Origin of the sequence: Rhodococcus sp. Q, from assembly GCF_005503035.1 — a bacterium.
Classification (GTDB): Bacteria; Actinomycetota; Actinomycetes; order Mycobacteriales; family Mycobacteriaceae; genus Rhodococcus_G.
In genome coordinates this window covers 1-26,607 of sequence record NZ_SCOY01000049.1, presented here as the reverse complement: position 1 = coordinate 26,607, position 26,607 = coordinate 1, and the positions used below count along the sequence as shown (strand labels likewise).

General features: G+C 68.3%; 19 protein-coding genes. 7 read left to right on the top strand and 12 right to left on the bottom strand.

The genetic code is table 11. From position 1 onward, the window contains the following. Positions 1-202: 202 nt before the first annotated feature. Positions 203-817, bottom strand: a complete 615-nt coding sequence (gene bluB, locus FFS72_RS24965) for a 5,6-dimethylbenzimidazole synthase (protein WP_137876475.1) — start codon at positions 815-817, stop codon at positions 203-205. Positions 818-938: 121 nt separating this feature from the next. Between bluB and FFS72_RS24960 the strand changes: the two genes are divergently transcribed. Further along, positions 939-2,051, top strand: coding sequence for a glycoside hydrolase 5 family protein (locus FFS72_RS24960; RefSeq protein ID WP_137876472.1), 1,113 nt, complete (start codon positions 939-941; stop codon positions 2,049-2,051). Positions 2,052-2,054: 3 nt separating this feature from the next. Here FFS72_RS24960 and FFS72_RS24955 read toward each other — a convergent pair whose 3' ends face one another. From FFS72_RS24955 to FFS72_RS24935, 5 genes are all read right to left on the bottom strand, one after another. Next, positions 2,055-3,731: an ArnT family glycosyltransferase gene (locus FFS72_RS24955; protein WP_171018818.1), complete on the bottom strand. Its 1,677-nt coding sequence runs from the start codon at positions 3,729-3,731 to the stop codon at positions 2,055-2,057. Continuing rightward, on the bottom strand, positions 3,728-5,239 hold the full coding sequence (locus FFS72_RS24950) for a glycosyltransferase (protein WP_171018817.1): 1,512 nt from the start codon (positions 5,237-5,239) through the stop codon (positions 3,728-3,730). Before FFS72_RS24950 ends, FFS72_RS24955 begins: the two co-directional genes overlap by 4 nt. Then, complete coding sequence (locus FFS72_RS24945; protein ID WP_137876471.1) at positions 5,236-6,735, bottom strand: hypothetical protein; 1,500 nt, start codon at positions 6,733-6,735, stop codon at positions 5,236-5,238. The genes FFS72_RS24950 and FFS72_RS24945 overlap by 4 nt, the downstream gene beginning before the upstream one ends. A 12-nt stretch (positions 6,736-6,747) precedes the next feature. Beyond that, positions 6,748-8,691 carry a hypothetical protein gene (locus FFS72_RS24940; protein ID WP_137876470.1) on the bottom strand — a complete coding sequence of 648 codons (1,944 nt, stop codon included), beginning with the start codon at positions 8,689-8,691 and terminating at the stop codon, positions 6,748-6,750. A gap of 103 nt (positions 8,692-8,794) precedes the next feature. Then, the gene (locus FFS72_RS24935) at positions 8,795-10,051 is read right to left on the bottom strand and encodes a pyridoxal phosphate-dependent aminotransferase (protein ID WP_050065359.1); all 1,257 of its coding nucleotides are present in this window, start codon (positions 10,049-10,051) and stop codon (positions 8,795-8,797) included. A 213-nt stretch (positions 10,052-10,264) separates the two neighbouring features. Here FFS72_RS24935 and FFS72_RS24930 point away from each other — a divergent pair, with 213 nt between their 5' ends. Both FFS72_RS24930 and FFS72_RS24925 read left to right on the top strand, forming a co-directional pair. Further along, positions 10,265-11,662 carry a carotenoid oxygenase family protein gene (locus FFS72_RS24930; protein ID WP_137876469.1) on the top strand — a complete coding sequence of 466 codons (1,398 nt, stop codon included), beginning with the start codon at positions 10,265-10,267 and terminating at the stop codon, positions 11,660-11,662. A gap of 97 nt (positions 11,663-11,759) precedes the next feature. Further along, positions 11,760-12,911, top strand: a complete 1,152-nt coding sequence (locus FFS72_RS24925; protein WP_137876468.1) for an alkane 1-monooxygenase — start codon at positions 11,760-11,762, stop codon at positions 12,909-12,911. Between the two features lie 86 nt (positions 12,912-12,997). On the opposite strand, the gene FFS72_RS24920 is transcribed toward FFS72_RS24925, so the two are convergent. Together FFS72_RS24920 and FFS72_RS24915 are read right to left on the bottom strand one after the other, a co-directional pair. Next, a complete protein-coding gene (locus FFS72_RS24920; RefSeq protein ID WP_137876467.1) occupies positions 12,998-13,948 on the bottom strand; it encodes a type IV toxin-antitoxin system AbiEi family antitoxin in 951 nt (316 codons plus the stop codon). A 258-nt stretch (positions 13,949-14,206) separates the two neighbouring features. After that, complete coding sequence (locus FFS72_RS24915) at positions 14,207-17,380, bottom strand: (Fe-S)-binding protein (RefSeq protein ID WP_137876466.1); 3,174 nt, start codon at positions 17,378-17,380, stop codon at positions 14,207-14,209. A gap of 336 nt (positions 17,381-17,716) precedes the next feature. Here FFS72_RS24915 and FFS72_RS24910 point away from each other — a divergent pair, with 336 nt between their 5' ends. After that, positions 17,717-18,394 (top strand): DUF8020 domain-containing protein, encoded by a 678-nt coding sequence (locus FFS72_RS24910; protein ID WP_137876465.1) that lies wholly within the window; start codon positions 17,717-17,719, stop codon positions 18,392-18,394. A 443-nt stretch (positions 18,395-18,837) separates the two neighbouring features. Here FFS72_RS24910 and FFS72_RS24905 read toward each other — a convergent pair whose 3' ends face one another. From FFS72_RS24905 to FFS72_RS24895, 3 genes are all read right to left on the bottom strand, one after another. Beyond that, positions 18,838-20,121 (bottom strand): S1 family peptidase, encoded by a 1,284-nt coding sequence (locus FFS72_RS24905; RefSeq protein WP_137876464.1) that lies wholly within the window; start codon positions 20,119-20,121, stop codon positions 18,838-18,840. Between the two features lie 293 nt (positions 20,122-20,414). Further along, entirely contained in the window at positions 20,415-21,758 is a 1,344-nt protein-coding gene (locus FFS72_RS24900) for a S1 family peptidase (protein WP_137876463.1), read from the bottom strand. A gap of 128 nt (positions 21,759-21,886) precedes the next feature. Next, on the bottom strand, positions 21,887-23,686 hold the full coding sequence (locus FFS72_RS24895) for an Hsp70 family protein (RefSeq protein ID WP_137876462.1): 1,800 nt from the start codon (positions 23,684-23,686) through the stop codon (positions 21,887-21,889). Positions 23,687-23,913: 227 nt separating this feature from the next. Here FFS72_RS24895 and FFS72_RS24890 point away from each other — a divergent pair, with 227 nt between their 5' ends. From FFS72_RS24890 to FFS72_RS24880, 3 genes are all read left to right on the top strand, one after another. Continuing rightward, complete coding sequence (locus FFS72_RS24890; RefSeq protein WP_137876461.1) at positions 23,914-24,429, top strand: nitroreductase/quinone reductase family protein; 516 nt, start codon at positions 23,914-23,916, stop codon at positions 24,427-24,429. A gap of 86 nt (positions 24,430-24,515) precedes the next feature. Next, the gene (locus FFS72_RS24885; protein WP_137876460.1) at positions 24,516-25,547 is read left to right on the top strand and encodes a Dyp-type peroxidase; all 1,032 of its coding nucleotides are present in this window, start codon (positions 24,516-24,518) and stop codon (positions 25,545-25,547) included. Further along, complete coding sequence (locus FFS72_RS24880; RefSeq protein WP_137876459.1) at positions 25,544-26,347, top strand: family 1 encapsulin nanocompartment shell protein; 804 nt, start codon at positions 25,544-25,546, stop codon at positions 26,345-26,347. The genes FFS72_RS24885 and FFS72_RS24880 overlap by 4 nt, the downstream gene beginning before the upstream one ends. Positions 26,348-26,359: 12 nt before the next feature. On the opposite strand, the gene FFS72_RS24875 is transcribed toward FFS72_RS24880, so the two are convergent. Beyond that, positions 26,360-26,607: response regulator transcription factor (locus FFS72_RS24875; protein ID WP_137876458.1), on the bottom strand; the 248-nt coding region annotated here is incomplete at its 5' end.

Below are 26,607 nucleotides of genomic sequence, written 5' to 3'. Positions count from 1 at the left end.
GTGGCGGGGTACAGGGGGGTGTCTCCCCGCCACCGGCTCGATTGCACACAGGGGGGGAGGTGCAATCGAGCGTGCTGGACACCAATGGTGTCCTCACCGAATTTACATGGTGATGTGCAATCTGTCTCACTCCAGGTCGAGATTCATGCTGAGAACTGGATCACGGCAGGTGGCGGCGCCGAACCCGCGTGTCGCGTCGAGATCAGAACGTCTCGCGATGGATCGCGTCCTCGAGCGGCCGACCGTCACGCCAGCCGAAACGCACGAGGTCCGGCGTCTCCTGGAACTGCGACACCGGACCGACGCACAGCCACGCGATCGGTCGCACCGGAGCCGGAACGCGCACCAGGTCGGTCAGGAAGGCCTCGTCGTAGAACGACACCCACCCGACGCCGATGCCCTCCGCTACCGCCGACAACCAGATGTTCTGAATCGCCAGTACCGCGGAGAACACTCCCGTGTCGTCGACGGTGTGCCTGCCGAGGATGTTCGCCCCGCCCCGCGACGGGTCGTAGGTGACGACGATGCCCGTGCCCGACTCCTGGATGCCCTCGACCTTGATCGGATCGAACGTCGCACGACGCTCCGGCGGCAGCGAGTCCGCGAACGCGCGACGGCACCCGGCGACGTGCTCTGCGAACGTGTCGAGGGTGCCGCGATCCTGGACGACGACGAAGTCCCACGGCTGCGTGTTGCCGACGCTCGGCGCGTTGTGGCCAGCCCGCAGGATCCGGTTCAGCTGCTCCTCGTCGATTCGGTCGCCGGTGAACTCGGCGCGCACGTCCCGGCGCATCCGGATGGCGTCGTACACGGACATGACGTCGCGCTGACCTGGGGCACTGCTGCTCTCGTTGGACACGCAGATGACGGTATCGGATCGCGTTCCGGGCGGGTGAGGGCCGTGACCGCATGCTGCGCCGGCGGGTAGCGTCGGACGCATGGTGGCTGCCGCGTTCGTTCGACGCTGGGCACGAGCAGCCGTCGTGACGGTGGTGATTCTCGGGATCGCGGCGCTCACCCCGGCCGTCGGCAGTCCACAACGCGCTGCCCGGGTGGGGACAGCCGGGACGGGGCTCACCCTCGACGGTCGCCCCTGGTGGCCGGTGGGCATGAACGCGTACCAGCTGGCGACCGACTGGTCGGTCAACGTCGGCTGCGGCGCCCAGGTCGACCCCGACGACTACTTCTCGCGGCTGCCGGCAAGATCGTTGACGAGGTTCAATGCCTTCGAATCCCTAGCCACGAACAAGTACACCGGCACCCGGGACTGGACGTCGATCGACCGTGTCTTCGCGGCCGCGGAGCGGCACGGCCAGTTGGTGATCCCGGTGTTGACCGCGATGGACGGGTCCTGCGAGGACGAGGTGTTCAAGGACCACGGCTGGTACGTCGACGGCTGGAAGACCCGTCCGCACGGACTCGAACCGTCGTTCGCGGCGTGGACCGAGGCCGTGGTCGCTCGGTACCGAAACTCGCCCGCACTCGCCGCCTGGGAAGCCGTCGGCGAACCCGAACCCGCCGTCTGCACGATCGGCCCGGGCGGTGCGTGCGACGTCGACGACCGCTACTGCCCTCCCGGCGCCGCCCAGGTGCTGCGCGCGTTCTTCGACGAGTCGGGTCGCCTGATCCGCGGCATCGCACCCGGCACGCCGATCACCGCAGGACTGGCAGGGGGCGGCCAGTGCGGCGCCCAGGGCGACGAGTACGAATACGTCGGCGCGTCCCCGTGGATCGACATCCTGCAGTACCACGACTACCACTCCGACGGAGTGCCGCTGCCCGGCGACAAGTGGAACGGTCTGGCGCGACGTCTGGAGCAGGCTCGCGCACTCGGCAAGCCACTGCTCGTCGCCGAGATCGGACAGGCGGCAGGTTCTTGTCTGCCACTGGCGCGGCGCGTCACCGACGTCAAGGCCAAGATCGACGGGCAGCGCGCCGCGGGAACAGCGGGGGCGCTGCTGTGGTCGTTCGTGCCCGATCCCCGCCCGGACGAGTGCACCTACGACATCGGGCCGGACGATCCGCTGTTCGACCTCCTGGCGGCGTACTGACCGCTACTCCGGTTCGGTGGCGTCGTCGGGGTTGGTCAACACCCGGTAGATCCGCCAATCCGGTTGATCCGCACCGTCGTTCGGGAACTCCAGCTCCAGCATCGAGATCTGGGCACCGTTGGAGTAGATGGAGGGATAACGCCGGTTGACGGCGTCCGCGGTGCCGCGTCCCGAGTTCGGCACCGTCAGAATGTATTTCACGTCGCTGGCGGCTGGATCGCTGAGAATCGACACGAAATCGCGATCCGACGGCAGCACGAACCGCTTCGGATACTTCGATGCCGCCACCACTGCGAATCCGTACAGGCTGTCCACCAGAATCGACCCGTCCGGCAGATCCATCGCGTCGAGGCGATCCGCCATCTCGCGCTCCGTTCCGAACGACTCGAGAATCCGTAGCTGCTGGTCCATGTCGGTGCCCTCCTGTGGATCGAACGGCAGCAGCGCACCGACCGCGTACTGCTGCACCGACAGGCTGCGGCTCTCCATGCCGATGGCGGTGACCGGAAGGCACAGCGCCACCAGCACCGTGGCTGCGACCGCGACACCCCGCAGCCGCGGTGGGGGCATCGCGTGCGGCACCGCGAACACGCCGGGCCGCCGCGGATGGAGATCGCCCCGGGCCGGGAACACCTGGAACGCGTAGACACACATCAGCGGAATGACGCAGATGTAGAAACGTAGGAACGGGAACGTCGAGCCCGCCGCGTACGAGTACACCTGGAACGCCAGCACCGATCCGAAGATCAACGTCGTCACCAGTACTTCGAGATCGCGACGTCGCACGGCGAGGACCACGATCACGGGAACCAGGACGGGCAGCGCGGGAGCGAGAACGAGGAGTTCCGCCGCCGAGTACGCGAACGTGCGAGTGCCCGACTCCGCAGGACCGCCGACCTGATCCAGGATCGCCGTGTTGCCGTACTGCGAACTGAACTGCGCGAAGGCCTGACCCGTCAGCAGCCAACTCGTACCCGCCCAAGCGAAGAAAGCCAACGCCGCCGGTGCCGCCAGGATCACCGCATCCAGAAACGCCGTCTGCCACCGGTTCCGTTGGGCACGACGCCACGTCACCACAGCGACGAAGGCGGCACCGACCAGGGTGGGGAAGCCCGCGTCGTAACGCGTCAGATAGGCCAGCCCCAACGCGATACCCGCGCCGATCAGGTCGTGCACGTCGTCGGTGCTCGTCCACCGGATCAGACGCCGGGCGCACCAGCACATCAGGAACACGAACGGTGCTTCGCTCATCCCCGTCGCGCCGTAGAACACGATCATCGGGTTCACCGCGAACAGGACGGTGATCGCCACCCGCTGCCAGCGCGGCACCCCACGGTCGAGGCCGATACCCCAGATCTGCACCGCCGCACCGGCCATGAACGCCGACGACATGATCACTCCGGCCATCGCGTATCTCGTCAGGCTCGGAAACCACGGGCTGAACGCCGTCAACGGAATCTCCACCAGCGCCGTCATCGGAGTGAAGATGAACCCGATGCTCGCCAGGTGCGGGTCGCGACTGAACAGCACACCCTGCGCCGACTGCACCCGGCTGAGCGCGTCGCCGAGCATGAACTCCGCGTGCACGGCCAGCAGGCAGCCGATGACGAGGTACAGCAGGGCGCTCGCCGCGAACACCGCAACGGTAGGTCGCAGGAACACGCGCGTGAGCCACGTCATCGCGGCCCGCTCTCGGACTGAGCGGCGCCCGCCGCGTCCACCGTCGTGTCGGCTTCGCCGGCCAGACCGTGAAAGGTCTTCTCCCAGTAAGACGGGCGGAACAGCAACTGCCACACGCCCTTGATGGCGGCGATGCTCATCAACAGCCAGTACAGCGGCACCAGCAGGCACGACCACACCAGTCGCGGATTCCCCGTCTCCCGGGCGCCGATCAGGTTCATGTAGATCGTCGCGGCATTGCCGAACAACAGGCACACCAACGCCGGGAAGTAGACCCAGGGCGGAAAGATGTCGCCGATCAGGACCGGCTGACCCAGGATCCAGGCGATCGTGATGAACCAGAACAGCATGTTCAGGCACGCGATCAGGGGAGTCCCCGCCAGCAGCAGCGTGAACCGCACGAACGGCCACGCCCCGATCTGCCGCCACAACCGCGCCGGATGCCGCGTGTGCACCAGCCACGTCTGCAGATAGCCCTTGTACCAACGGGACCGCTGCCGCATCCAGTTGATCGGATCGCTGTTCGCCTCCTCCAACGTCGTCGACTCCAGCACCGCCGTCGTGTATCCGCGGGCCGCGATCCGCACACCCAGATCGGAATCCTCGGTGACGTTGAACGGGTCCCACGCGCCGATGTCGTCGAGGACGGAGCGCCGCAGATGATTCGACGTGCCGCCCAACGGGATCGGTGCCTTCAACCGCATCAGGCCGGGAAGCAGATAGCTGAACCAGACGCCGTACTCGACGGTGAACCAGCCCGTGAGCAGATTCTGCCCGCCGTTGAGGTACTCCAGCTTGGCCTGGACACACGCGACCCGCTCGTCCCGCGTCGCGAACGTCGCGGCGACCCGGCGCAGTTGCAGGGGTTCCGGCACGTCCTCGGCGTCGTAGATGGTGACGATGTCGCCCGTCGCGAAGTGCAGACCGTAGTTGCACGCCTTCGGCTTCGTTCGGGGTTCGGCCGCGGGCACCAGCAGTACGGTCACCAGCTCGCCGACCCCGGCCTCGTTCGCCGCCGTGATCGTGACGTCGTCGTCCTCCTCGAGAAGCAGCAGGATCTGCAGCTTGTCGCGGGGATAGTCGAGCACGGACAGGGACGACAGCAGCTGACCGATCACCTCCGGCTCGTGGTAGGCGGGTACGAGCACCGTGTACGGCGGCAGGTCCGCGTCGGGGATCGCGCGCGCCTCCTCGTCGCTCACCCGGATGATCGCGTCCGCCGCCAACCCCTTCCTGAACACCACGAGCCGGTCGCCGAGCGTCAACACATAGGCGACGGTGCACACCCCCGTCACGACGGTCAGCGTCACCTGCGGCCACAGGAACAGACACACGAGGAACACCGCCGCCTGCGCGATCAGCAGCATCCGCTGCCACGAGACGAACGCCACCGACGCCGACGCGTCAGGATCCCGCTCGCGGAGTCCGTGCACGGCGTCGTGCAGCGCTTGCTCACGGAACTCGGCCGACGCCGAATCCGGATGTGGCGGGGGAGAGGACACAGTCACGACGCCACCTCCCACTGCGTCGCGACGACGTCACGCCCCAACTCGGTCAGCATGTCGGAATCCTTGTAGTCCGGTTCCTCGTCCTCCAGCACCGCGTTGCCGCGGAAGAGTACGTTGATCGTCTGCGTCGCCACCGACAGCGCCGCCGGATCCAATTGCGGGAACTGGGCGCCCGGATCGTGGTTGTCGACCGAGATCAGGTTCACCACCTGCACCGTCCCGTCACCACGAGTCCACTGGAAGTTGAGTTTCGTCCAGGTCAGGAACAGGTTCTGGTCGACGATCGTGTACATCAGGCCCCGCACGTCGTGCCCCAGATCGACCGACACGATCGGCGACCGCCTGCCCTTGATGGTCGAGTACAGCGTCTCGCCCGGGTACACGTTCAGCGTGTCGGGGTCGCGGGTGAGCAGCGAATCAGCCACCACCGTTCGGCGCCTGCCCTTGTCGTCCCACTCCGGGTTCACCTCATCCGCAGTCCAAGTCTGACGCACGACCGTCGCTCCGGCACCGAAGAATCGGGGGGCCCAGTCCGCCGGTTCGACACCAGTCTGCGTCCACCCCTCCGGGACGACGAGGCCGGGAGTCTCCGGCAGCGGCGGCCCCGTCGCGATCGGAATGATCAACTCCGCAGGAAGGGGGATCGAGAACAGCGCAGCCGCCGTCGCCAGCACCAGCAGTGCCGCCTTCCACGGCCGTGTCACCGGCGAGGTCCGTTGCGGGCGGAACGACAAGCGCGGTTCGCGAATGCGGACGGAGTACGCCCAGAACGCCAGCACGATCGAGGTGCCCGCCGTCAGTGGTGCGAGCCGCGACGACAGGGCGCCGGCCACCGCCGGATAGCCCACCGCCAGTTGTACTCCCAGGAGCAGAAATCCGAGCGCGAGCGTCCCGAGCGTCCCGATCAGCGCCCGCCTCAGGGTCCGTGCCACCGTGATGCCGGCGGCGATCGCGATCAGCACCGTCGACACGACCGCCGCCGCCAACCACGTGCCGCCCAGCGAGATCACCGCCGCGCGGTACGCCAGAGGCGACACCGTCACCACCACCAGCCAGATCGGCCAGTACCGCCCGGCGGGCCGCAACCCGAACACAAGCACACACGCGCCGAACAGGAAGAGAAGCATCGCGAGCAGGTCGGTTCGCAGCAGGTAGAAGGTGTCCCGGTATCGGGGGACCAGCAGGGCTGCCGTCGCCACCGACAACGCCAACGCGATGCCGCCGACGATCACGTCCACCTCGCGGTCGTGGATCGGGAGTTCGTCGTGCCGATGCCGCGTGATGCCGATGCCGGCGACGAACACCATCAGGGGCACTGTGAGGATGTACTCGTACATGCCACCCGGCAGGGTGTCGACGGTGGTCCGCGTCAACGAACTCCAGAACGCCACCAACGTGCACGCGATGATCAGGGTGAACCGCACGACCAGCGGTGTCAGGACCGACCGGACGCTCGGACCGTCGGTCGCCGTCGACACCGCTTCCGTCGTCGTCATCGATCGCTCGACTCACCGCTGCGAACGGCGCCGCAGCCCGATCGCCACCGCTGCCGCGACGAGGAGTCCGACCAGTATCAGGACTCCACCCGCGATCAGTACGCCCCGCACCACATCCGACGTCTCGTCGGTCTCCGGTGCCGGCTGTTTCGCCGTCACCTGCACCGGATCTCGGTCACCGGTCTGGAACAACGCGTCACCGGACAGCGACGACCAGCGTGAGCGGTCCGCGTCCAACCAGGCCAGGATCCGGTCGACACTCTCCGGTGTCCCCGTCGACGTCGCCACAAGCAGCATCCGGTCCCGCTCCGCATCCCAGGCGGCCTGCAACGACCCGAACTGCAGCCCCGGAACGTCGACTCGCTCCGGCTCGCCGTCGCCTGTCAGATCGACCAGCTCCACCGTGTCGTCGCCGGTCACCTTCAACGGCAACGGAACCGAGTCGGGCAGGCCGCCGTTCGCCGCGACCAGAATCGCGGGAACGTCGGAGTTCACGGCGTCGTCGAAGTCGACCAGGACCGGACGGAACGGGGTCACCGTCAAGCCCTGCATCCCCGTGACGATCGACATGGCGCGACGCGCATCGTCGAAGGTGTCCTCCTGCAGTCCCACTCGCGCGATCGGCATCAAACCCTGTGGCAATGCCTGGAATCCACTCGGATGCGGCGGCACCTGCACTTCGCTCCGCACCGCACCATCGGGATCGAGAGTCAGCGTCACCGGCTGCGTCGAACCACATGCCATCGCGCCGGCCACCTGCAACGTCACCACCAGCTCGGTGTACCGAGACATCAGATTCGACGGGATCTCCACCCACCGATCGATCCGACCGTCCTCGTCCACCGGCCACTGATCCAATGTCGTATCACCGACCGTGACCGTGATCTGCCCGTTCTGGGTGTCCGGCAACGGCGTGTAGTTGCCGATCAGGTGCACCCGCACCGGACCGGATGGTTGTCCGAGGCGCGTCTGGTCGATCCCGACCCGCACCTGAACACGGCCTGTCGACGTCGCGGTGAGGGCACTTGCACCCAAGTCGCCCAATGTGGTCAATGACTGTGCCGCCGCGGGTGCGGCGTCCAACGAACCCGCGATCGCGGTCGTCGCGACGGTGACCGCAGCGAGATCGCTCGTGAGTAGTCGCGACTGGTTCAGCAGGCCGTCACCGCTGCCGCTCAGTGTGAGCACCGGAACCCCGGCGGGCGAGGTCGACAGCGTCGTGGCGTTCACGTCCGACTCGGACACCACGACCTGACGCTCCAGCAGTCCCGCCGGATCCGTCGGCAGATCCTGACCCGCAGGCAGTGCCCGCAGGTCCACCGCCGCATCCTGATTGGCGTACCGGGCGGTGATCGCGGCGCCGATCTCGAGCGCCGCCGCGACCTCCTCGCGGCTCGGCTCCGGCGGCACGTACACCGACAGTCGGGTCAGCGCGGGCGGTAGGAAATCGGCGAGCACGGTCGGCTGCGCTTCCGTGCCCGCGAAGTCGACGACACCGTTGACGATCGCGAGTGACCCTTCGGACCAGTCGTACGAGCACCACTGGTCGTCCAGGGGAACCAGATACGACCGCAAGGTGATTCGTGCCGTGTTCCCGACGATCGATGCACCGGTCAACGGTAACGACACCGGCACGGTCGGTGCGCCCGAGGGAACGTCTACGCGGCCCAGCGTTCGCCCGTCCGACAGGACGTCGATCCATCCCTGCCCGGAACCCGCCGGCACCTGCAGGGTTCCGCGCAGCGCGACCGGACTCAGGCCCTGCGGCACCGGAATCTGGAGCGTCACGTCGTCGGTGCGCCCCGAAAACGTCAGTGCGGGGGGAACACCTACCGATGGGAACGGCAGGGACTCGTCCTGCCTGGCCGGAGCAGGCAACGCCTGCACAGGGGGCGCAGCGGCCACGGCCAACGCGGCAGCACACAGAACCGACAACGCCAAGGACCGGACCGTCATGCATGGCCTCCGAGCGGGTGGGTGACAGGGCCGATCTCACCCTACGAAGGAACACCCCCCGACGCAGCGGAGCTCGCCACGCCGCGCCGTCGTGACCTGTCCGTTACTGGCTGTAGCTGGACAGGAAGTTGCCGAACCGCTCGATCGCCACCGCCAGATCACGCGCCCACGGCAGCGTCACGATGCGAAGGTGATCATGATTAGGCCAGTTGAAGCCGGTGCCCTGCACCACCAGGATCTTCTCCTGCAGCAACAGATCCTGCACCAGCTTCTCGTCGTCGTGGATCTCGTGCACGTTCGGATCCAACTTCGGGAACGCGTACAGCGCGCCCCGCGGCTTCACACACGACACACCCGGGATCATGTTCAACCGCTCCCACGCGACGTCGCGCTGCTCGAGCAGCCGTCCACCGGGGAGGATCAGATCCTCGATGCTCTGGTATCCGCCGAGCGCCACCTGAATGGCGTGCTGTGCAGGCACATTCGGGCACAGGCGCATCGACGCCAGCAGGTTGAGGCCCTCGAGGAAGCTCGACGCGTGATCCTTCGGCCCGGTGATCGCCACCCAGCCCGCCCGGTATCCGGCAACCCGGTACGACTTCGACAGGCCGTTGAACGTCAGGCACAGCAGATCCGGCGCCAGCGTCGCCAGCGAAATGTGCTTCGCGTCGTCGTACAGGATCTTGTCGTAGATCTCGTCCGCCAACAGCAGCAGGGAGTGCTTCCGGGCCAACGACACCAGCTGGCTCAGCACCTCCTCCGAGTACACCGCACCCGTCGGGTTGTTCGGATTGATCACGACGATCGCCTTCGTCCGCGGCGTGATCTTCGATTCGATGTCGGCGATGTCCGGGTTCCAGCCGTCGGCCTCGTCGCACAGGTAGTGCACCGGCGTCCCACCCGCCAGCGCCGTCGTCGCCGTCCACAGCGGATAGTCCGGTGCCGGGATCAGCACCTCGTCGCCGTTGTCCAGCAGCGCCTGCATCGTCATCGTGATCAGCTCGGACACCCCGTTGCCGAGGTAGACGTCATCGACGTCGAGCTCCGGGAAGCCGGGGACCAGCTCGTATCGCGTCACGATTGCCCGACGCGCCGACAGGATGCCCTTCGACTCCGAGTACCCCTGCGCCGTCGGCAGCGCCGCGATCATGTCCCGCATGATCACGTCCGGCGCCTCGAACCCGAACGGCGCCGGATTGCCGATGTTCAGCTTGAGGATGCGGTGACCCTCCGACTCCAGCCGCGCCGCATGCGCGTGTACCGGGCCACGGATCTCGTACAGCACGTTCTGCAGCTTCGCGGACTGCGTCAGCACGCGCGGCGGTACATGGGTGTGGTGGGAGGGCTCCGAGACGGTCACCCGTCCATGGTGCCACTGCAGGTAAAGCGAATTACTGCCGGGCGGTGGGGAGCGCGGACGTGTTCACACAGGCGTTCGGGCGTCGACAGGGGATTTCTGCGTGCAGAACCCCCGCGGAAGCCCGAAAAACCGTGTGGACGAGACGGGTGAGCGTTGGGGGAGGATTCTGGACGGTGGTCGAATCTCACCCGCCCACACGGAAGCGGCAGTCCCATGAGCGCACCAGACATTCCCCGACCCGCACCGGTCGACATGGCGCACCACAGTCACCTCACCGGACTGTTCGCGCCCCAACGCGACGAGGTCGACGTGCACGACCTCGACGTGATCGGCGAAATCCCCCCGGACCTGCACGGTGCCTACCTGCGCAACGGGCCGAATCCGCGCTTCGACCCGATCGGCCGGTACGTCTACCCCCTCGACGGCGACGGGATGGTCCACCGCGTCGAGATCGCCGACGGGCGCGCCCGCTACACGAACCGCTTCGTGCGGACGCCGATGGTCGAAGCCGAGGAACGCGCAGGTCACGCCATCTGGGGTGGTGTCACCGACCTCTACACACCCGGCGTCGACGAGGTCGGACCCGACCTCGCGGGCACCAGTCGCGACCTGCCCGACATCAACATCGTCCGGCACGGCGGACGGCTCCTCGCGATGGCCGAGAGCGCGCCGCCGTACCGCCTCGACCCGGCGGACCTGTCCACCCTCGGGCGGGAGACCTGCGGTGACGCGATGGCCGTCGGCAGCACCGCCCACCCGAAACGCGACCCCGCGACCGGCGAACTCGTCCTCTTCAACTACATGCTCGAAGCGCCCTACCTGACGTGGGCGGTGCTCGCCGCGGACGGGACGACGTCGCGGCCACCCACCCCGGTCGACGGCGTCGACACCCCGATGATGATCCACGACATGGCCCTCACCGAGCGGTACGCCGTCCTCGTCCTGTGCCCGCTGGTGTTCGACATCGCCGCCATGTTCACCGGCGGCGCGCTCCTCGACTGGCGCCCCGACGACGGCACCCGCATCGCCCTTATCCCCCGCGACGGAGGGCCCGTCCGCTGGGCGAGTTGCGACGCGTTCTGGGTGTGGCACTTCGCCGGTGCCCGCGACCTCCCGGACGGCCGCGTCCAGGTCGACTACGCGCAGTGGGCGTACCCGCACGGGTTCGCCCGCTCCGACGCACCCTGCCCGGGCGGACTCGTCCGCGCCGTCGTCGACCCCGAGCGCGGCACCGTCGACCGGCAGACGGTGTTCGACCGCGACGTCGAGTTCCCCCGCGTCGACGACCGCACCCTCACCCGCGCCGGCGGACCCGTCGCCACCGTCGGCAAACTCGGCCGCGACTCCGCAGGCTGGGACTCGCTGCGGTTCTTCGACCCGGACGCGGGCAAAGAGGCGCACTGGGACGCCGGCTCACTGGCTGTCGGCGAGCCGCAGTACATCCCCGGTGCCACCGCCGACTACTGGGGAATGATCGGCACCGACCGCACCGACCTGAGGTCGTGGTTCGTGATCCTGCCCGCCGCAGACCCGGCGTCGGGCCCTCTTGCGCGGGTGGAGCTTCCGATCCGCGTTCCCTCCGGACTGCACGGAGCGTGGCTGCCTGTGTGATCCGGGCTACATCCTCTGGAACGGTGCGCGGCCCTCCGGTGATACTTACCGGTGCGTCAGATCTGGCAGGCGCGTATCTACAGGGGGATGGAGGATCGTGGCGGTCGTTTCGCGCGCCGAAAACGGGGGGACGGCAACACCCGCGGTCCGATGGAGGGATCGTCGACGCTACTACTGGCTCCTCGGGCTGCTGGTGCCGCTGAGCCCGTTCCTCGGGTGGTTCCTCGTCGACCGGTTCCACCTCGGACTCTTCTGGGCGTCGGGCGCGCTGCTGCTGGTCGTCGTCGTCCCGCTGATCGACCTCGTCGCGGGCGTCGACAAGTCCAATCCGCCGGAGCAGGTGATGGCCTCCCTCGAAGCCGACCGCTACTACCGCTGGTGCACCTACCTGTTCCTGCCGTTGCAGTTCGCCGGCCTCGTCTTCGCCTGCTACATGTGGACCACCGCCCCCATGGGTTGGGCGGAACGATTCGCGATGGCCGCCACCGTCGGCGTCGTCGCCGGAGTCGGCATCAACGCGGCGCACGAACTGGGCCACAAGCGACCCAAACACGAACGGTGGCTCGCGAAGATCGCGCTCGCGCAGTCGTTCTACGGGCACTTCTACGTCGAGCACAATCACGGACACCACCTGCGGGTCGCCACTCCGGAGGATCCCGCGACCGCACGCTACGGCCAGTCGTTCTGGGCCTTCCTGCCGCGATCGGTGATCGGCGGTGTGCGGTCCGCCTGGGTGATCGAGCGGGCGCGACTGCACCGGCGCGGTGCCCGTAGCTGGAGCATCCGTAACGACGTGCTCAACGCCTGGGCGATGAGCGTCGTGCTGTTCGCCGTCCTCATCGCCGCGTTCGGGTGGTCCGTCGCGCCGTGGCTCGTCGTGCAAGCCGTCCTCGGCTTCACGTTCCTCGAGGCCGCGAACTACCTCGAGCACTACGGCCTGCTCCGCGGGAAGCGTCCCGATGGACGCTACGAACGCGTCGCGCCCGAGCACAGCTGGAACAGCGACCACGTCGTCAGCAACGTGTTCCTCTACCACCTGCAGCGGCACAGCGACCATCACGCGAACCCGATGCGGCGCTACCAGACCCTCCGCTCGATGCAGAACGCCCCACAGCTGCCCGCCGGCTACGCGGTGCTCATCGTGCTCGCGTTCGTCCCGCCGCTGTGGCGTCGGGTCATGGATCCGCTGCTGCTCGAGCACTACGAGAACGACCTGTCACGGATCAACGTGCAGCCGTCGCGGGTGTAGGTCCGCACAGGTTTTCGGGCATCCACACGGGTTCTCGTCGCACATTCCCCGTGCGGGTGCGCGAAACGGGGTGCGCAGGCGTCGGGTCAGGCGGGGCGTGGAGTTCGCGTCACCCGACCCGACGGCGGCTCCGCTCGTCCGGCACGCGCTACGGCCCGACGAACACGGTCAGCCACGACTCCCGGCGTCGTGAGCTCGTCCCAGGTCCAGCGGACCACCTGCCAACCCGCGTCCCGGATGGCGTCCTCGCGACCCTTCTCCGCCCACAACACGTCCGAGGGCCGTTCGCCGTCCGGGACCAGCCGGCCGTACTTGACGCGACCGTCGAACTCGCCGACCACACCGTCGAGCAGGAAATCGACCCGCCCGAGCCGAATGCCACCCTCCGAGTGGAGCGTCGCCTGCAGGTCCGGCAGTGGCAGCTGATCGCGGACGAACAGTGCGCGGCTGCGTGATTCGCCGACGCTCTCCGAGCGGCCGTCCGCGAGATCGAGAAGCCGACGGACCCGACCCGCGTGCTTACGGTCGGGCGCGAGGGCCGCTGCCAGAGTCGCGCGGGTGACGGCACGGGTGTGCAGTGCGTGGTCCGCGACGACGAGGGCCTGCTCGAACCCGAGAGTTGCCGCGAGGTCGACGACGGTGCGCGCAGGCGTCGTGACGCGCAGACCGTCGAGGGTTGTCACGTGCTCGGGCGGCAGCGGCACCGAGTGCACCTGTCGCCGAGGGCTGACGCTGCCCCCGAACGACCGGTTCCGCGTCAGGTGCACCCGCGACAGCGACGTGTTCCACAGGTCGAAACCGTGCACCACTGCCGCGGATTGATGGCTGAGCACCGCTTCCGGAGACGCCACGTCGAGCACCGCTTCGGCCGCCAGCCGATGCCGAGCGTTCACGTCGAGGTCGAGAAACGTCGCGGCGTGCGCAAATCGTCCGGGGTGCAGTCGCTTCCACGCCCCGGTTCGGCATTGGCGTTGAAGTTCGCGATCCGTCGCGCCACGCCGCAGTGCCTCGGCGCGTCGAATGATGAATTCGCCCATGGCCGTATCGTCCCGGACGCCCTGCCCAGCAACCGTTGGTGCAGGCGGTGCCTGTGGATGAAAGCCGCAGTTGTGCACAGGACGTCGGGCGCAGGTTGCTGTGCGGACGTCCGCAGGGGTTCTGGAGTGTGCGCAGGGGTGTTGGGCGTGCAGTGGGGGTGTGGGTGCGGGAACTGGCGTGCGCATGGGTTTTGGGTGGGGGAGAACGCAGAACGCGCCCCCACCGAATCCGGTGGGGGCGCGTTCCGTACTGCGCGACTACTTGCGGCCGGGGGCCTTGGCGCCGGGCTTGAACCCGAGTCCGCCTGCCTTCGGCTGCGGCGGCGCCGGAGCCTCGGCCGCCGGAGCAGCGGGTGCCTCCGCGACGGCGGGTGCCTCCTCGACCGGGGCTTCCTCGCCGGGAGCCGGTGCCGGGGCGGCGGCGGGTGCCGCGGCCTTACGGGCGCCGGGCGCCTTTGCGCCACCCTTGAATCCGAGTCCGCCCGCCTTCGGCTGCGGCGGCGCCGGAGCCTCGGCAGCAGGTGCTGCGGGAGCCTCGGCAGCGGGGGCTTCGGCGACCGGAGCAGCAGGCGCAGCCGGAGCAGCAGGCGCGGCGGCCTTCTTCGCACCCGGAGCCTTCAGTCCGCCCTTCATCTGGAGCCCGCCGGGCTTGGCGACCGGAGCGGCCGGAGCCTCGGCGGCCGGTGCCGCAGCCTCGGCAGCGGGAGCAGCCGGGGCAGGGGCCTTCGCGCCCGGAGCCTTCGCACCCGGAGCCTTGGTGCCGGGGGCCTTGAGCCCACCCTTCATCTGCAGTCCGCCGGGCTTGGCGGCCGGGGCAGCGGGAGCTGCGGCCTCGGCAGCGGGTGCGGCAGGCGCAGCGGCCTTGGCACCGGGAGCCTTCAGTCCGCCCTTCATCTGCAGTCCGCCCGCCTTCGCGGCGGGAGCAGCAGCCGGAGCCTCGGCGGCCGGCGCGGCTGCAGCCGCAGCGCCACCGGGAGCCTTGAGCCCGCCCTTCATCTGCAGTCCGCCCGCCTTCGGCGCACCACCCGGGGCCTTCGGCCCGGGACCCTTCAGGCCGCCCTTCATCTGCAGTCCGCCTGCCTTCGGGGCAACCGTCGCGGCAACGGCCGCAGCGGGAGCCTCGGCCTCGGCCGGTGCCTCCTCGACCACGGGTGCGGCTTCGGCGACGACGGCCTCCCGCGGCGTCTGCACGACGACGAGGTTCTCCGTCAGCTGCGCCGGCTCGAGGCGGGTGATGGACTCGAGCATCATCTGCGCGACGTCGACGACCTCGACGCCTTCGCCCTGGCCCTGCTCCTGACGAGCGGTGACGCCGTCGGTGAGCATGACGCGGCAGAACGGGCAGCCGGTCGCGATCTTCTTCGGATCGGTGGACAGTGCCTCGTCGACGCGGTCGACGTTGATGCGCTTGCCGAGCTGCTCCTCCATCCACATGCGGGCACCGCCTGCGCCACAGCACATGGACCGCTCGCCGTGGCGAGGCATTTCCTTGAGGTTCGAGCCGGTCGCGGCCATCAGCTCACGCGGCGCGTCGTACACCTTGTTGTGGCGACCCAGGAAGCACGGGTCGTGGTAGGTGACGTCTTCCTGCACCGACGCGACGGGGATCAGCTTCTTCGCCCGCACGAGACGGTTGAGGAGCTGGGTGTGGTGGACGACCTCGTAGCGGCCGCCGACCTCCGGGTACTCGTTGCCGAGTGCGTTGAAGCAGTGCGCGCAGGTGACGACGATCTTGCGCTTGGACTCCTCGATGCCGTCGAAGACGTTGTTGAGGACCTCGATGTTCTGCATCGCGAGCTGCTGGAAGAGGAACTCGTTACCGGCGCGACGTGCGGAGTCGCCGGTGCAGGTCTCCTCGGCGCCGAGGACCATGAACTTCACGCCCGCGGTCGCGAGGAGCTCGGCGACGGCCTTGGTGGTCTTCTTGGCGCGGTCCTCGTAGGCGCCGGCGCAGCCGACCCAGAAGAGGTACTCGTAGTCGTCGAACGTCTCGGCGTCCTTGCCGAACACCGGGATCTCGAAGTCCATCTCGGAGATCCAGTTGAGACGGTCCTTGGAGTTCTGGCCCCAGGGGTTGCCCTTGTTCTCGAGGTTCTTGAACAGGCCCGCGAGCTCGGTCGGGAACTCCGACTCGATGAGCACCTGGTAGCGGCGCATGTCGATGATGTGGTCGACGTGCTCGATGTCGACGGGGCACTGCTCGACGCAGGCGCCACAGTTGGTGCACGACCACAGGGTTTCGAGGTCGATGACGGGGGCCTGCTCGCCCGCGGCGACCAGTTCGGCGGTCTCGCCGACGAGCTTGCGCTCGGCTTCGAGGCGCGCGGCCTCGGGGATCTTCGCGAGCGCGGCTTCGTTGACGTTGCCTTCGGCGTCGACGAGGCCGACCTCGTCGCCGCCCATGTCCTTGCGGCCACCGGCCAGCAGGTACGGGGCCTTGGTGTAGCCGTGGTCGCGCAGCGACATGATGAGCAGCTTCGGCGACAGCGGCTTACCGGTGTTCCACGCGGGGCACTGCGACTGGCAGCGTCCACACTCGGTACACGTGGTGAAGTCGAGCCAGCCCTTCCACGAGAAGTCCTCGATGCGTCCGGCGCCAAGGGTGTCGGTGTCCGGGTCGACGTTGTCCATGGTGAGGGCCTTGCCCTTGGACATCATCGGCTTCGCGGCACCGAGGGCGACGCCGCCGTCGTTCTCACGCTTGAAGTAGATGTTCGGGAACGCGGAGAAGCGGTGCCAGGCGACACCCCAGGTGATGTTGCGGCCGACGACGAACAGCCAGACCATGCCGGACATCAGCTTGACGAAGGCGAAGATCGAGACCAGCGTGACGTTCGCCGGGATCACATTGGCGATCAGGCCGGTGACCGGGTCGGTCCAGCTGGAGTGGCCTTGCAGCGACAGCACGCCTGCCTTCACCAGCACCATGCCGATGCCCTCGGTGAGCACGACCCATTCGACGAAGTAGGCGGGGCCGAACTTCGATCCGCTGAAGCGGGAGAGGCGCTCGGGCAGGCGCGGGTGGTTGAGCTGGCGGATCACCATCAGCGTGACGATGCCGACGACCGTGCCGACGCCGAGGATCTCGTCGCCGAGGTGGAACCACCACGTCTCACCGATGATCGGCCACGACCAGGTGGGATCGAAGGTCTGGCCATACGCCATGAACCAGAACTGGGCGCCGACGAGGAAGCCGATCATGACGAGCCAGTGCGCCCAGCCGACGGTGCGGAACTTCTGCATCCGGGTGTGCGCGATGAACTCGATGATCATCTGCTTGAAGCGGGGGAAGAACGGGCGCCACCGGTCGGGCGCGGGCTGACCGATCGTCACTGTCTTGCCCATGGTCCAGGCCCCGCTGAGGAACGAGGCCCAGCACACGAGGCTGAGCAGTACGCCGATCGTGCCCAACGTGATCGTCAGGGCATTCATGTCACGGCCTTTCCTTCTCCGACGGTTACGCCTGCAAGCGTAAGGTACCTAAGTTACCCGCCGGTAGCATTTGGTTTCACATCATGTCACGGCTGCGTGCGCCGGGTTTTCGCCCGGGTGCACAGTAGTGCTTGCGTTCACCGTAAAGGCTCGTGTACCGGTCGATCCGCGCAGGTTAGCCTAAGTTAGGCAACTGACCAGTAACTTAGTGATGTCCTGAGGGTTTCCTAACTTTGACGCGAAGTCGTTGTTCTCAGGAGGTTCACAGACTAGTGTGCGTGTGTTGCTGTGTCTTTTCTCGCAAAACCGCGAGTCATTCCGGAGGGGATATACCGAATGAAGCTCAGGAAGTCTGCCGTCACGTCGATGCTGGCGATCGCCGCACTCGGCGTCAGTGTCGGCACCGCCAGCGCCAACCCGGCGCCGGAGACCATCGACTGGAGCTCGAAGGTCGAGGGAACGTCCGTCGTCACCACCATCGACGCGGGTGCGTTCAAGGTGTCCGGTGACGGCAAGAACATCGAGCTGCAGGACGGTCGCGGCAATGCCGTCGTCAGCCTCCCGCTCGCGTTCCAGCTCAACACCCTGCAGTTCCCGATGGACCAGAAGATCAGCGAGGACGGCAAGACCGTCACCCTGACCCCGGTCTTCGACCTTGGCAAGGCCAAGTCCATTCGCGGAGACGTGACCGCGCAGCCGATCAACGGCGCCGGTCTCGCGATCAAGGACATCGCCTCGCCGGACGAGAACCTCAGGGCGCAGCAGACCTTCACCTCGCAGCTCGCCGTCGCTACCGCTTCCGGTGGCCTGATCGGCACCATCATCGGTGCCGTCGCGGGTGGTCTTGGATTCCTCGGTGGCCCCGCTGGTCTCGTGTCCGTTCCGGTCGGCGCGGGCATCGGCGGCGTCATCGGCACCATCGTCGTCGGTGGGCCGACGCTGATTGCTGCGGGCATCGGCCTGGGCCAGACCCTGATGGCCGAGCCGGGCACCACGGTCTACGCGGCCAAGTAGTTTCACCCGGTACGCGCCGAGCGGCCCGCCATCTCCGAGGGAGGTGGCGGGCCGCTCGTTTTGTGTTGCAGGCTTGCCGTGAAACGAGTCGAGGCCGGGACGCGTGCGCGTCCCGGCCTCGATCAGGGCAGTCTCAGGACAGCCCGGCGCCGCCTGCGTTCGTGGCGATCGAGAAGACGTAGCCAAGGGACTTCATCAGAACGGGGAGCAGTTCCTCCATTGCACTTCCTTGTCGTGTAGGCCGACCCGTTGGGTCGGCGGCTTGCCCGACTGGATCCCCCCAGTCAGTTCGTTGTCAGTGCGAAAAAGATTCGCCAGCAACAACTTCGGGCATTCTACCCTGTGGCTCGAGCATGCGGTGACGCTACTCGTCACCTGCCCGCAACGAACTGTGCGCGGGCCCCCGACCTGGGGACCCGCGCACAATGTGCGTCATGCGGTGTCTAGCTGGTGCGAACCTTCAGGCCAGGGTTGGCACCGATGATCGCGTTGATCGGCGTCGCGAACAACTGCGGGCTGTCCCCGACGATCGTGGTGATGACCGTAGCGACCTCGCAGAACTTCAGGTCGGCGACGTTGGAGGCACTGGAGATGCCGAGTGCGCGGTCGCCGGTGACGATGGTGCCGCCGCTGTCGCCCTGCAGCGCGCAGATGTTGGCGGAGAAGCCGCCCCGCAGGACGCGTGCGCCCACGCCCACGGTCTGGTTGACGGCGTTGATGGTGCCGCAGGTGAAGCCGGTGGTCAGGCCGGACTTGCAGACGGGTGCGCCCACGACTGGGTCGGCGGTGCCGGTGATGTGCAGCGGCGAGCGTCCGGGCACGCGGACCAGGTTGTTCTGGAAGCGATGGTCGGCAGAGTCCTCGATGTCGATGATCGAGAAGTCGAGTCCGTCGAGGTTGGTGCGCTTGAACGTTCCGATTTGCGGTCCGAACACGCCGTCGGCGGGCATCTGGAACACCTTGGACCCGGGAGCGCCGTGGTTCGGGTCGCAGTGGCCTGCCGAGATGTTGACGGTGGCACCGGAGCCGTCGACGCCGTTGAACCCGAGCGAGCAGCGGAATGCGCCCTCGGCGTTCTCGGCGGCGTAGGAGTCGCCGCCGAAGAGTGCGTCGTCAGGTGCGCCGCCGTTGTCGGCGACGGGTGCGACCGAACCGAGCGCAGGCTGCAGAGCGAGAACCGCGCCTTCGAGGAAGTCAGGCACCTGGAATCCGCCGACCTCGACCGTGTTCGAGACGCGGAGCACGAGGTTGTTGTTGACGACGTCGACCGCTGCGCCGCCGACAAGGCCGGCCAGGGGCTCGGGGAGGGTGGAGATCCACTTCTGCGCCTGTGTCAGCTGGTCCTCGAGGGCCCGCTCGCTGCGCGGCAGGTCCTTGACCGTGTAACCGGCATCCTCGACGGCCTTACGGGCGGCGTCCGTGTCGGTGCCGTCGGCGAGTCCGACCAGGGGCTTGCCGGCCGGGTCGAGCCATGCGCCTGCGAACACGTCGGGGAATCGGGTGCGCATCTCGTTGGCGAATGCCACCAGCTTCTGGCCTGCGTCGGCCTTCGTCAGGTACTCCTCCGCGCTGAGGCCGAGGTCGCGCTTGACTGCGGCGACGAGATCCTCGGGCAGCGCCGCGGCGGGAGCGGGGGTGGCGGGGGCCGCGTGTGCGAACGCGGGAGCGAGCAGGAGTAGAGCGGCGGAACCGATCATCGCGGCGCGAAGCGCGCGGGTGCTGCGCATGAGGACCTTCCGTTCGGGGACACGCGACTGACGTGAGGCAGGCATGCGGGCACGGCCGGGCGCCGCGGGTCCGGGTCGAATGCCCATGACTATATGGCCTGGAGCGCCGAGAAAACACCGTCTCGCGGATTTGTGGAGTGGCGGCATCCGAATTGCCGGGGATGTCTCATCCGAATCACCGGGGACGTCTCATCCGAATCACGCGAGATGGCGCATCCGGCTCGACGGTGCCGGGAAACGACGACGGCCGCACCGGTGGTTCCGGTGCGGCCGTCGTCGTGGCGTTAGTTCCGTCAGGCGGGTGCGTCCTGGGTGCGGATCCGAAGATCGCGGCCGAGGGTGGCGTTGGCGCGCTCGACGATCTTCTCGATCGGGACACCGATGCTCGCGGTGCCGCCGTCGAGGGCGAGGACCAGGTTCGCTTCGGTGCAGTTGGGGGCGCCGCTCGCGTTGGATCCGGACGAGATGCCGAGCGCTCGGGTGCCGGTGAGGATCGCTCCGCCGCTGTCGCCGCTGAGCGTGCAGGTGGACCCGGCGAATCCGCGGACGAGGCGGTTGGTTCCGTTCGCCAGGTCCAGCGGCACGTCGACGGAGTCGGCGAGCACGATCCCACAGGTGAAGGCGGAGGTCTGACCGGACTTGCAGATCGGTGCCCCGACGATCGGTCGTGCGGTGCCGGTGACGGTGACGGTGGTTCCGTTGGCGCCGCGGACGGTCGGGTGGTTCAGGCCTGCGTCGACGCCCGCCTTGTTCAGACCGATCACCGAGTAGTCGAGGCCCTCGGCGTTGACGCCCATCTCGGAGTGCTCGAAGCTGCCGATCTCGGTGCTGCGGGTGACGTCCGTGTGGTTGGGAAGGTACACCGGAGACCCGCCGGCGACGCCGGACTGCCCCTGGGCCGGGTCGCAGTGCCCGGCGCTGACGTTGTACGCGTCACCGTCCGCGCCGACGGCGTTGAAACCGAACGAGCACACCCCGATCTCCTCCACGGGTGTCGCGGCGGACAGTGGCTTCGCGGTGGTGACGTAGGTGTCGCCGCCCTGCGGACGCGGATCGACGGGGCCACCGCCGCCGGGGGAGACGATCACCTTCAGTTGGGCGAGCAGGGTCGGCAGGTTCAGTGCGCGTCCGATCGGGCTGTTCACGACGTCGATGACGACCTGGTTGTTCAGCACGTCGATCGATGTCGAGTTCACCTGCGAGGACACGTCCTGCGGGAGCGCCGTGATCCACTGGTTCAGCTGGCCTCGGGCGGCCTCGAGCTGGCGCTCGGACTTGGTGGCCATGTGGGTTCCGTAGCCGTCCGCCGACACCCGCTGCGCCGCCTCGGTGGTGGTGACGGCGACGATGGGACGCCCGTCCGTGGCGATCCACGACCCGGCGAAGGTGTCGGGTGCCGATTCGCGCAGTCCGTCGGAGTACGTCCCGAGGCGCTGAGCGAGTTCGGCACGCTCGAGGTACTGCTCCGGCGTCAGCTTGAGGTCGCGTTTGATGGCGTCGACGAGCTCCGCGGGGAGTTGCGTCACCTGCTTCTCGGTCACCAGGGGTTCATGCGGCGCGGCCTGCGCGAGTGCGGCGGCAGGGAGGAGCGTGGCAGAGGCCAGGATTGCGGCGCGGAGCACCAGCGGCAGACGCATGAAGACCCTTCTGGAGGCGTTCGGACGGACGACGACGCCCTACCATAGGGGAAACTTCGATGTGATGTCGGCAACTGCTGGTAGCAGGATTTCTTATCAGAAATTCCCGCCCCGGAGCGGCTCCGTCCTCAGACCCCGGCGTCCGTTTCCGGGTCGGGTTTCGGCTCGGGCGTGGGCTCCGTTTCCGTCGCCGTTTCCGTTTCGGTCTCGGTTTCGGTCGGCGGTTCGGTGGTCGTGGTCTCCTCCTCTTCCTCTTCCTCCGTCTCCGCCGGTGGCTTGGTCGTCGTCTTCGTGGTTGTCGTCGGCGCCGGCGGCTTCGCTGTCGTCACCACCGGAGGCGGCGGCACCGGAACGGCGGTGGTGACGGGCGGCGGAAGAGCGGCCTCGGTGGACCTCGGTGTCGTCGCCTCGGTGGTCCGAGTCGCGGCGGTCGTCGTGGTCGGGGCATGCTTCGTCGTCGTTGCCGTGGCGGTCGACGTGGCAGGTGCGACGACTCCCTGCGGCGGGATGTCGGTGCTCTCGCCTCGGGTCATCGCGACGCCCGCAATCGTCGCGAACAGAAGGGCGAGCGTCACGCCTGCGGCGACGAGCGTCCGGCGACCGCGGACGGGTGATGCATCCGCGGGATCGCCCGCGGGCGCCGCGGCAGCGGGCGTTGCAGCGGCCGCGACACCCGCCGCCACGGTAAGGACCGGGTTGCCGAAGCCTGCCTGGGTGAACGCCGCCGGCTGTTCCTGTGGAACCACCACGGGCAGGAAGTCGGTGACGGCGTCGTCGTCGACTGCGTCACCGGCGACCCCGACCGCCGCGGCGGCACCGGCGGCCGCAGTGGCCGCAGCGCCGGGAGAGCCTGCCGCGGCGCCTGCACCGCCGACCATGCCCGCGGCGAGGATTGCGGCACCGTGCACGGCCGTGTGCGCAGGCTTCGGCGCGACGACCGCGGGCGCGGGCAGCGACCCGGCCAGTTCGGCGAGTTCGAGTAGCAGGGGGATTGCCGCGCCCCCGCCGGTGAGTACCACCGCGCGCAGCGTCGCCGCGTCGACGTCGTGGGCACGGAGGACCTCGACGACGAGTGCCAGGGCACCCTCGAGGGGGCCTCGCATCATCTCGTCGAACTGCGACCGCGTCACCGTCACCTCGGTGGCGGAGTCGCCGATGCTCACCGGGATCGTCGCCGCGTCCGCTGCCGACAGGTCTTCCTTCGCGGCGCGGCAACCGTCACGCAACCGGCCGAGGTCGGCGCGGATGTCGGCATCGGCGGGATCGAAGCCGTCGAGATCGGCCGCGGCGACACCGAGGACGTACTCGCTCAGGGTGTCGTCGAAGCTGTCGCCGCCGAACAGTGGCGAGAAGGTGGGCGGGACCAGCAGGTGCGGCTCGTCACCTGCGCCGACCAGCGACACGGTGAGACCCGCGGCGCCGATATCGCACACCGCGGCGGTCCCGCCGTCCAGACGTCCCTGCGTCGCCTCGTACCACCCGACCGCGGCGACAGCGTCGGGCACCAGGCGCACCGACGACAGGCCGGCACGGTCGAGCGCGGACCGCAACGCATCGACCCGCGAGCCGTCCCAGCGGGCCGGGTGGACCGAGACCAGGGCCGGGTTGCCGGCGAATCCGGGGAACTGCTGCACAGCGGTGGCGAGCAGGCTGGCCGTGGCCGTCGCGACGAGATCCTCCGCGAGATAGACGGTGCCGTCGGCGGCGGTGATGCCGTCGGGGTCGCCGACGGCATCGACGAACCGGCCGATCACTCCCGGTTCGCTGCGCGGCGCGCCAAGCATCGCGGCGGTCGCCGAAATGCGGAGCGTCGCGGGTTCGACGAGAGTGGACGGATCCGTGAGCGGGGCGTCCGACGACTGCAGGACCGCGATCGCGTCGGTGTTGCCGACACCGAGACCTATCCCGTGCTGGACCGTCATCGTCATGCCCCCTTGTTTCTGAGTCCCCCGACTCGTCCGTCCCCCCGGCGAAACTCCTGCGCCGCCGCGTCACAGTAATCGGGCTTCGCTTCACGTCCGTTACCGGACCAGGGCATGTCTCCCGATCCGCTCTTCTTCGCCCCAGGCGTTCAGTCGCCGCCCCGCCGCATGTCGTCGGCGCCGATACCCTGCCAGGTGCATCGAAGCGAAATCGAGAGACTAGCGTCGAAGACATGCGCACCGATGGTGACGCGAACTGGTTCCAGCGCGCGATGCAGCGGTGGTCCACGACCCCGCCCGCGGAATGGATGAACACCCGCGTCCCCTGGCACCGGGTCGATCGTCTCGTGTACCGGGTGACGAAGGGGCGGGCCACGTTGACCGGCCCGATGAGCGGTCGGGCGACCGTGATGCTCACGACGACGGGCGCCCGGACCGGGGAGCCGCGCACCTGCCCGATGCTCGGGTTGCCGGACGGTGACCGCGTGGTGGTGATCGCGTCGAACTACGGCAGGCCCGGCAATCCGGCCTGGTACCACAACCTGCGCGCCCATCCGTCCGCGACGCTCGTGATCCCGCCGCACGCGCCGCGGCGCGTGCGGGCCCGGGAGGCCGAGGGGGAGGAACGGGACCGGCTGTGGGCGCTGGCCGTGTGCTCGTATCCGCCGTGGGAGCACTACGTCGACCGGGCGGCCGGGCGGCGAATCCCCGTGATGGTGCTCGAACCCGATGATCCTGCGCCTCGCTGATCGCGGAGGGCATGTCGTCCGGCAGGCGGCGTCGAGCCCGCCTAGGCTCGACGAACAACTGCACCACGGACATGTCTGGAGTGCTCATGAGTCGACCCGTTACCCAGCCGATCCTCGACCCGCTCACCACGTCGGCATTGTTTCTCGTGGTCACCGCGGGCCCGGAACCTGCCGACGCGGCGACGGTCGCAGGGGTGGCCGCCGATGTCGGGGCGCTCGTGCGGGCAGTCGGGTTCCGTGAACTCGCGGGCTCGCTGCACTGCGTCGTCGGCGTCGGTTCGGAATTCTGGGATCGGCTCGGCAAATCGACCCGACCCGCCGATCTGCATCCGTTCGTTCCACTGGACGGGCCGGTGCATCACGCGCCCGCGACGCCGGGTGACGTGCTGTTCCACATCAAGGCGTCGCGCGCCGACCTGTGTTTCGAGCTGGGGCGGCAGATCCGCGACGCACTCGGCGATGCCGCGACGGTGGTCGACGCGGTGACGGGGTTCCGCTACTTCGACGCCCGCGACCTGCTCGGTTTCGTCGATGGGACGGAGAACCCGACGGGCACGGGCGCCTTCGATGCCGCGTTGATCGGCGACGAGGACGCCGAGTTCGCGGGCGGCAGTTACGTGATCGTGCAGAAGTACCTGCACGACATGGGTTCCTGGGGCGGGCTCGCGACGGAGGACCAGGAGCGGGTCATCGGGCGCACGAAGCTCGAGAACGTCGAACTCGAGTCGCTGCCGTCGAATTCGCATGTCGCGCTCAACACCCTCGTCGACGACGACGGCACCGAGCGGGAGATCCTGCGCGGCAACATGGCGTTCGGCAGCATCGAGGCAGGGGAGTACGGCACGTACTTCATCGGATACGCGCGGACGCCGGACGTGACCGAGGAGATGCTGCGGCACATGTTCCTCGGCGACCCACCCGGCAATCACGACCGCATCCTCGACTTCTCCACTGCGGTCACCGGCACGCTCTTCTTCGTACCGAGTGTGACGGTCCTCGAAGCGCTCGCGGACCCGGACGCGGAGACTGCCGAGCCCGACGCCGACGAATCCGCGGACCTGGCCGCGAAATACGGAACGTCCCTGAACATCGGTGACCTCAAGGGAGTAGCCCAATGACCCAGTCCAGCAACCTGCACCGCCAACTCGCCCCGGTCACCGATGCTGCGTGGGAGCAGATCGGCGAGGAGGCCGCCCGCACCTTCAAACGGCATGTCGCAGGCAGACGCGTCGTCGACGTTGCCGGACCGTACGGTTACTCGTACTCGGCGCACAACGTCGGACGGGTCAAGCCGATCACCGCCTCCGACAGCAGAATTCGGGCGCAGCTCCGAGAGGTGCATCCCCTGGTCGAGTTGCGCTACCCGTTCACCCTGAGCCGCGCCGAGATCGACGACGTGGCGCGCGGGTCGCTGGACTCCGACTGGCAACCGGTCAAGGACGCCGCCAAGGCCATCGCCTTCGCGGAGGACCAGGCCGTGTTCGCAGGCTACGAGGAAGCAGGGATTCTGGGGCTCGGACCGTCGTCGAGCAACCCCGTCCTGCAATTGCCGGAGGACCCGCTCGCGGTGCCCGACGCGGTGGTCTCCGCGCTGTCGGCGCTGCGGCTCGCCGGTGTGGAGGGCCCGTACGCGCTGGTGCTCGATGCCGACGCGTACACCGCGGTCGCCGAGACCCGGGACGAGGGCCATCCCGTATACGACCACCTCGTCAATCTCGTGAGCGAGATCGTGTGGGCACCCGCGGTGCGGGGCGGCTACGTGCTGTCCACCCGTGGCGGTGACAACCAGTTGACGCTCGGTGTCGACCTGTCGATCGGATACGACAGCCACACCGCCACCGAGGTCACGCTGTACCTCGAAGAGACGCTGACGTTCTCGGCGCTGACCGCGGAAGCGTCGGTGGTGCTCGCGAGGTGACCCTCGTCCCCGCTACGCGCCGTGACCCATGGCGCGCAGCATGGACAGCATCTCCGCTCGGGACTGCGCGCCGAGCCTGCGACGGATCCGGGCGACGTGATGCTCGACCGTCTTCGCCGAGATGAACAGCCGGGACCCGATGTCGCGGTATGTCAATCCCGTCACCAGTAGGCGTGCGACATCGGATTCACGTTCGGTCAGCGTCGCACCGACCGTGGGGGTGGGGGCGCCGCCGCGGTCGGTGCGACGCTGACCGAACG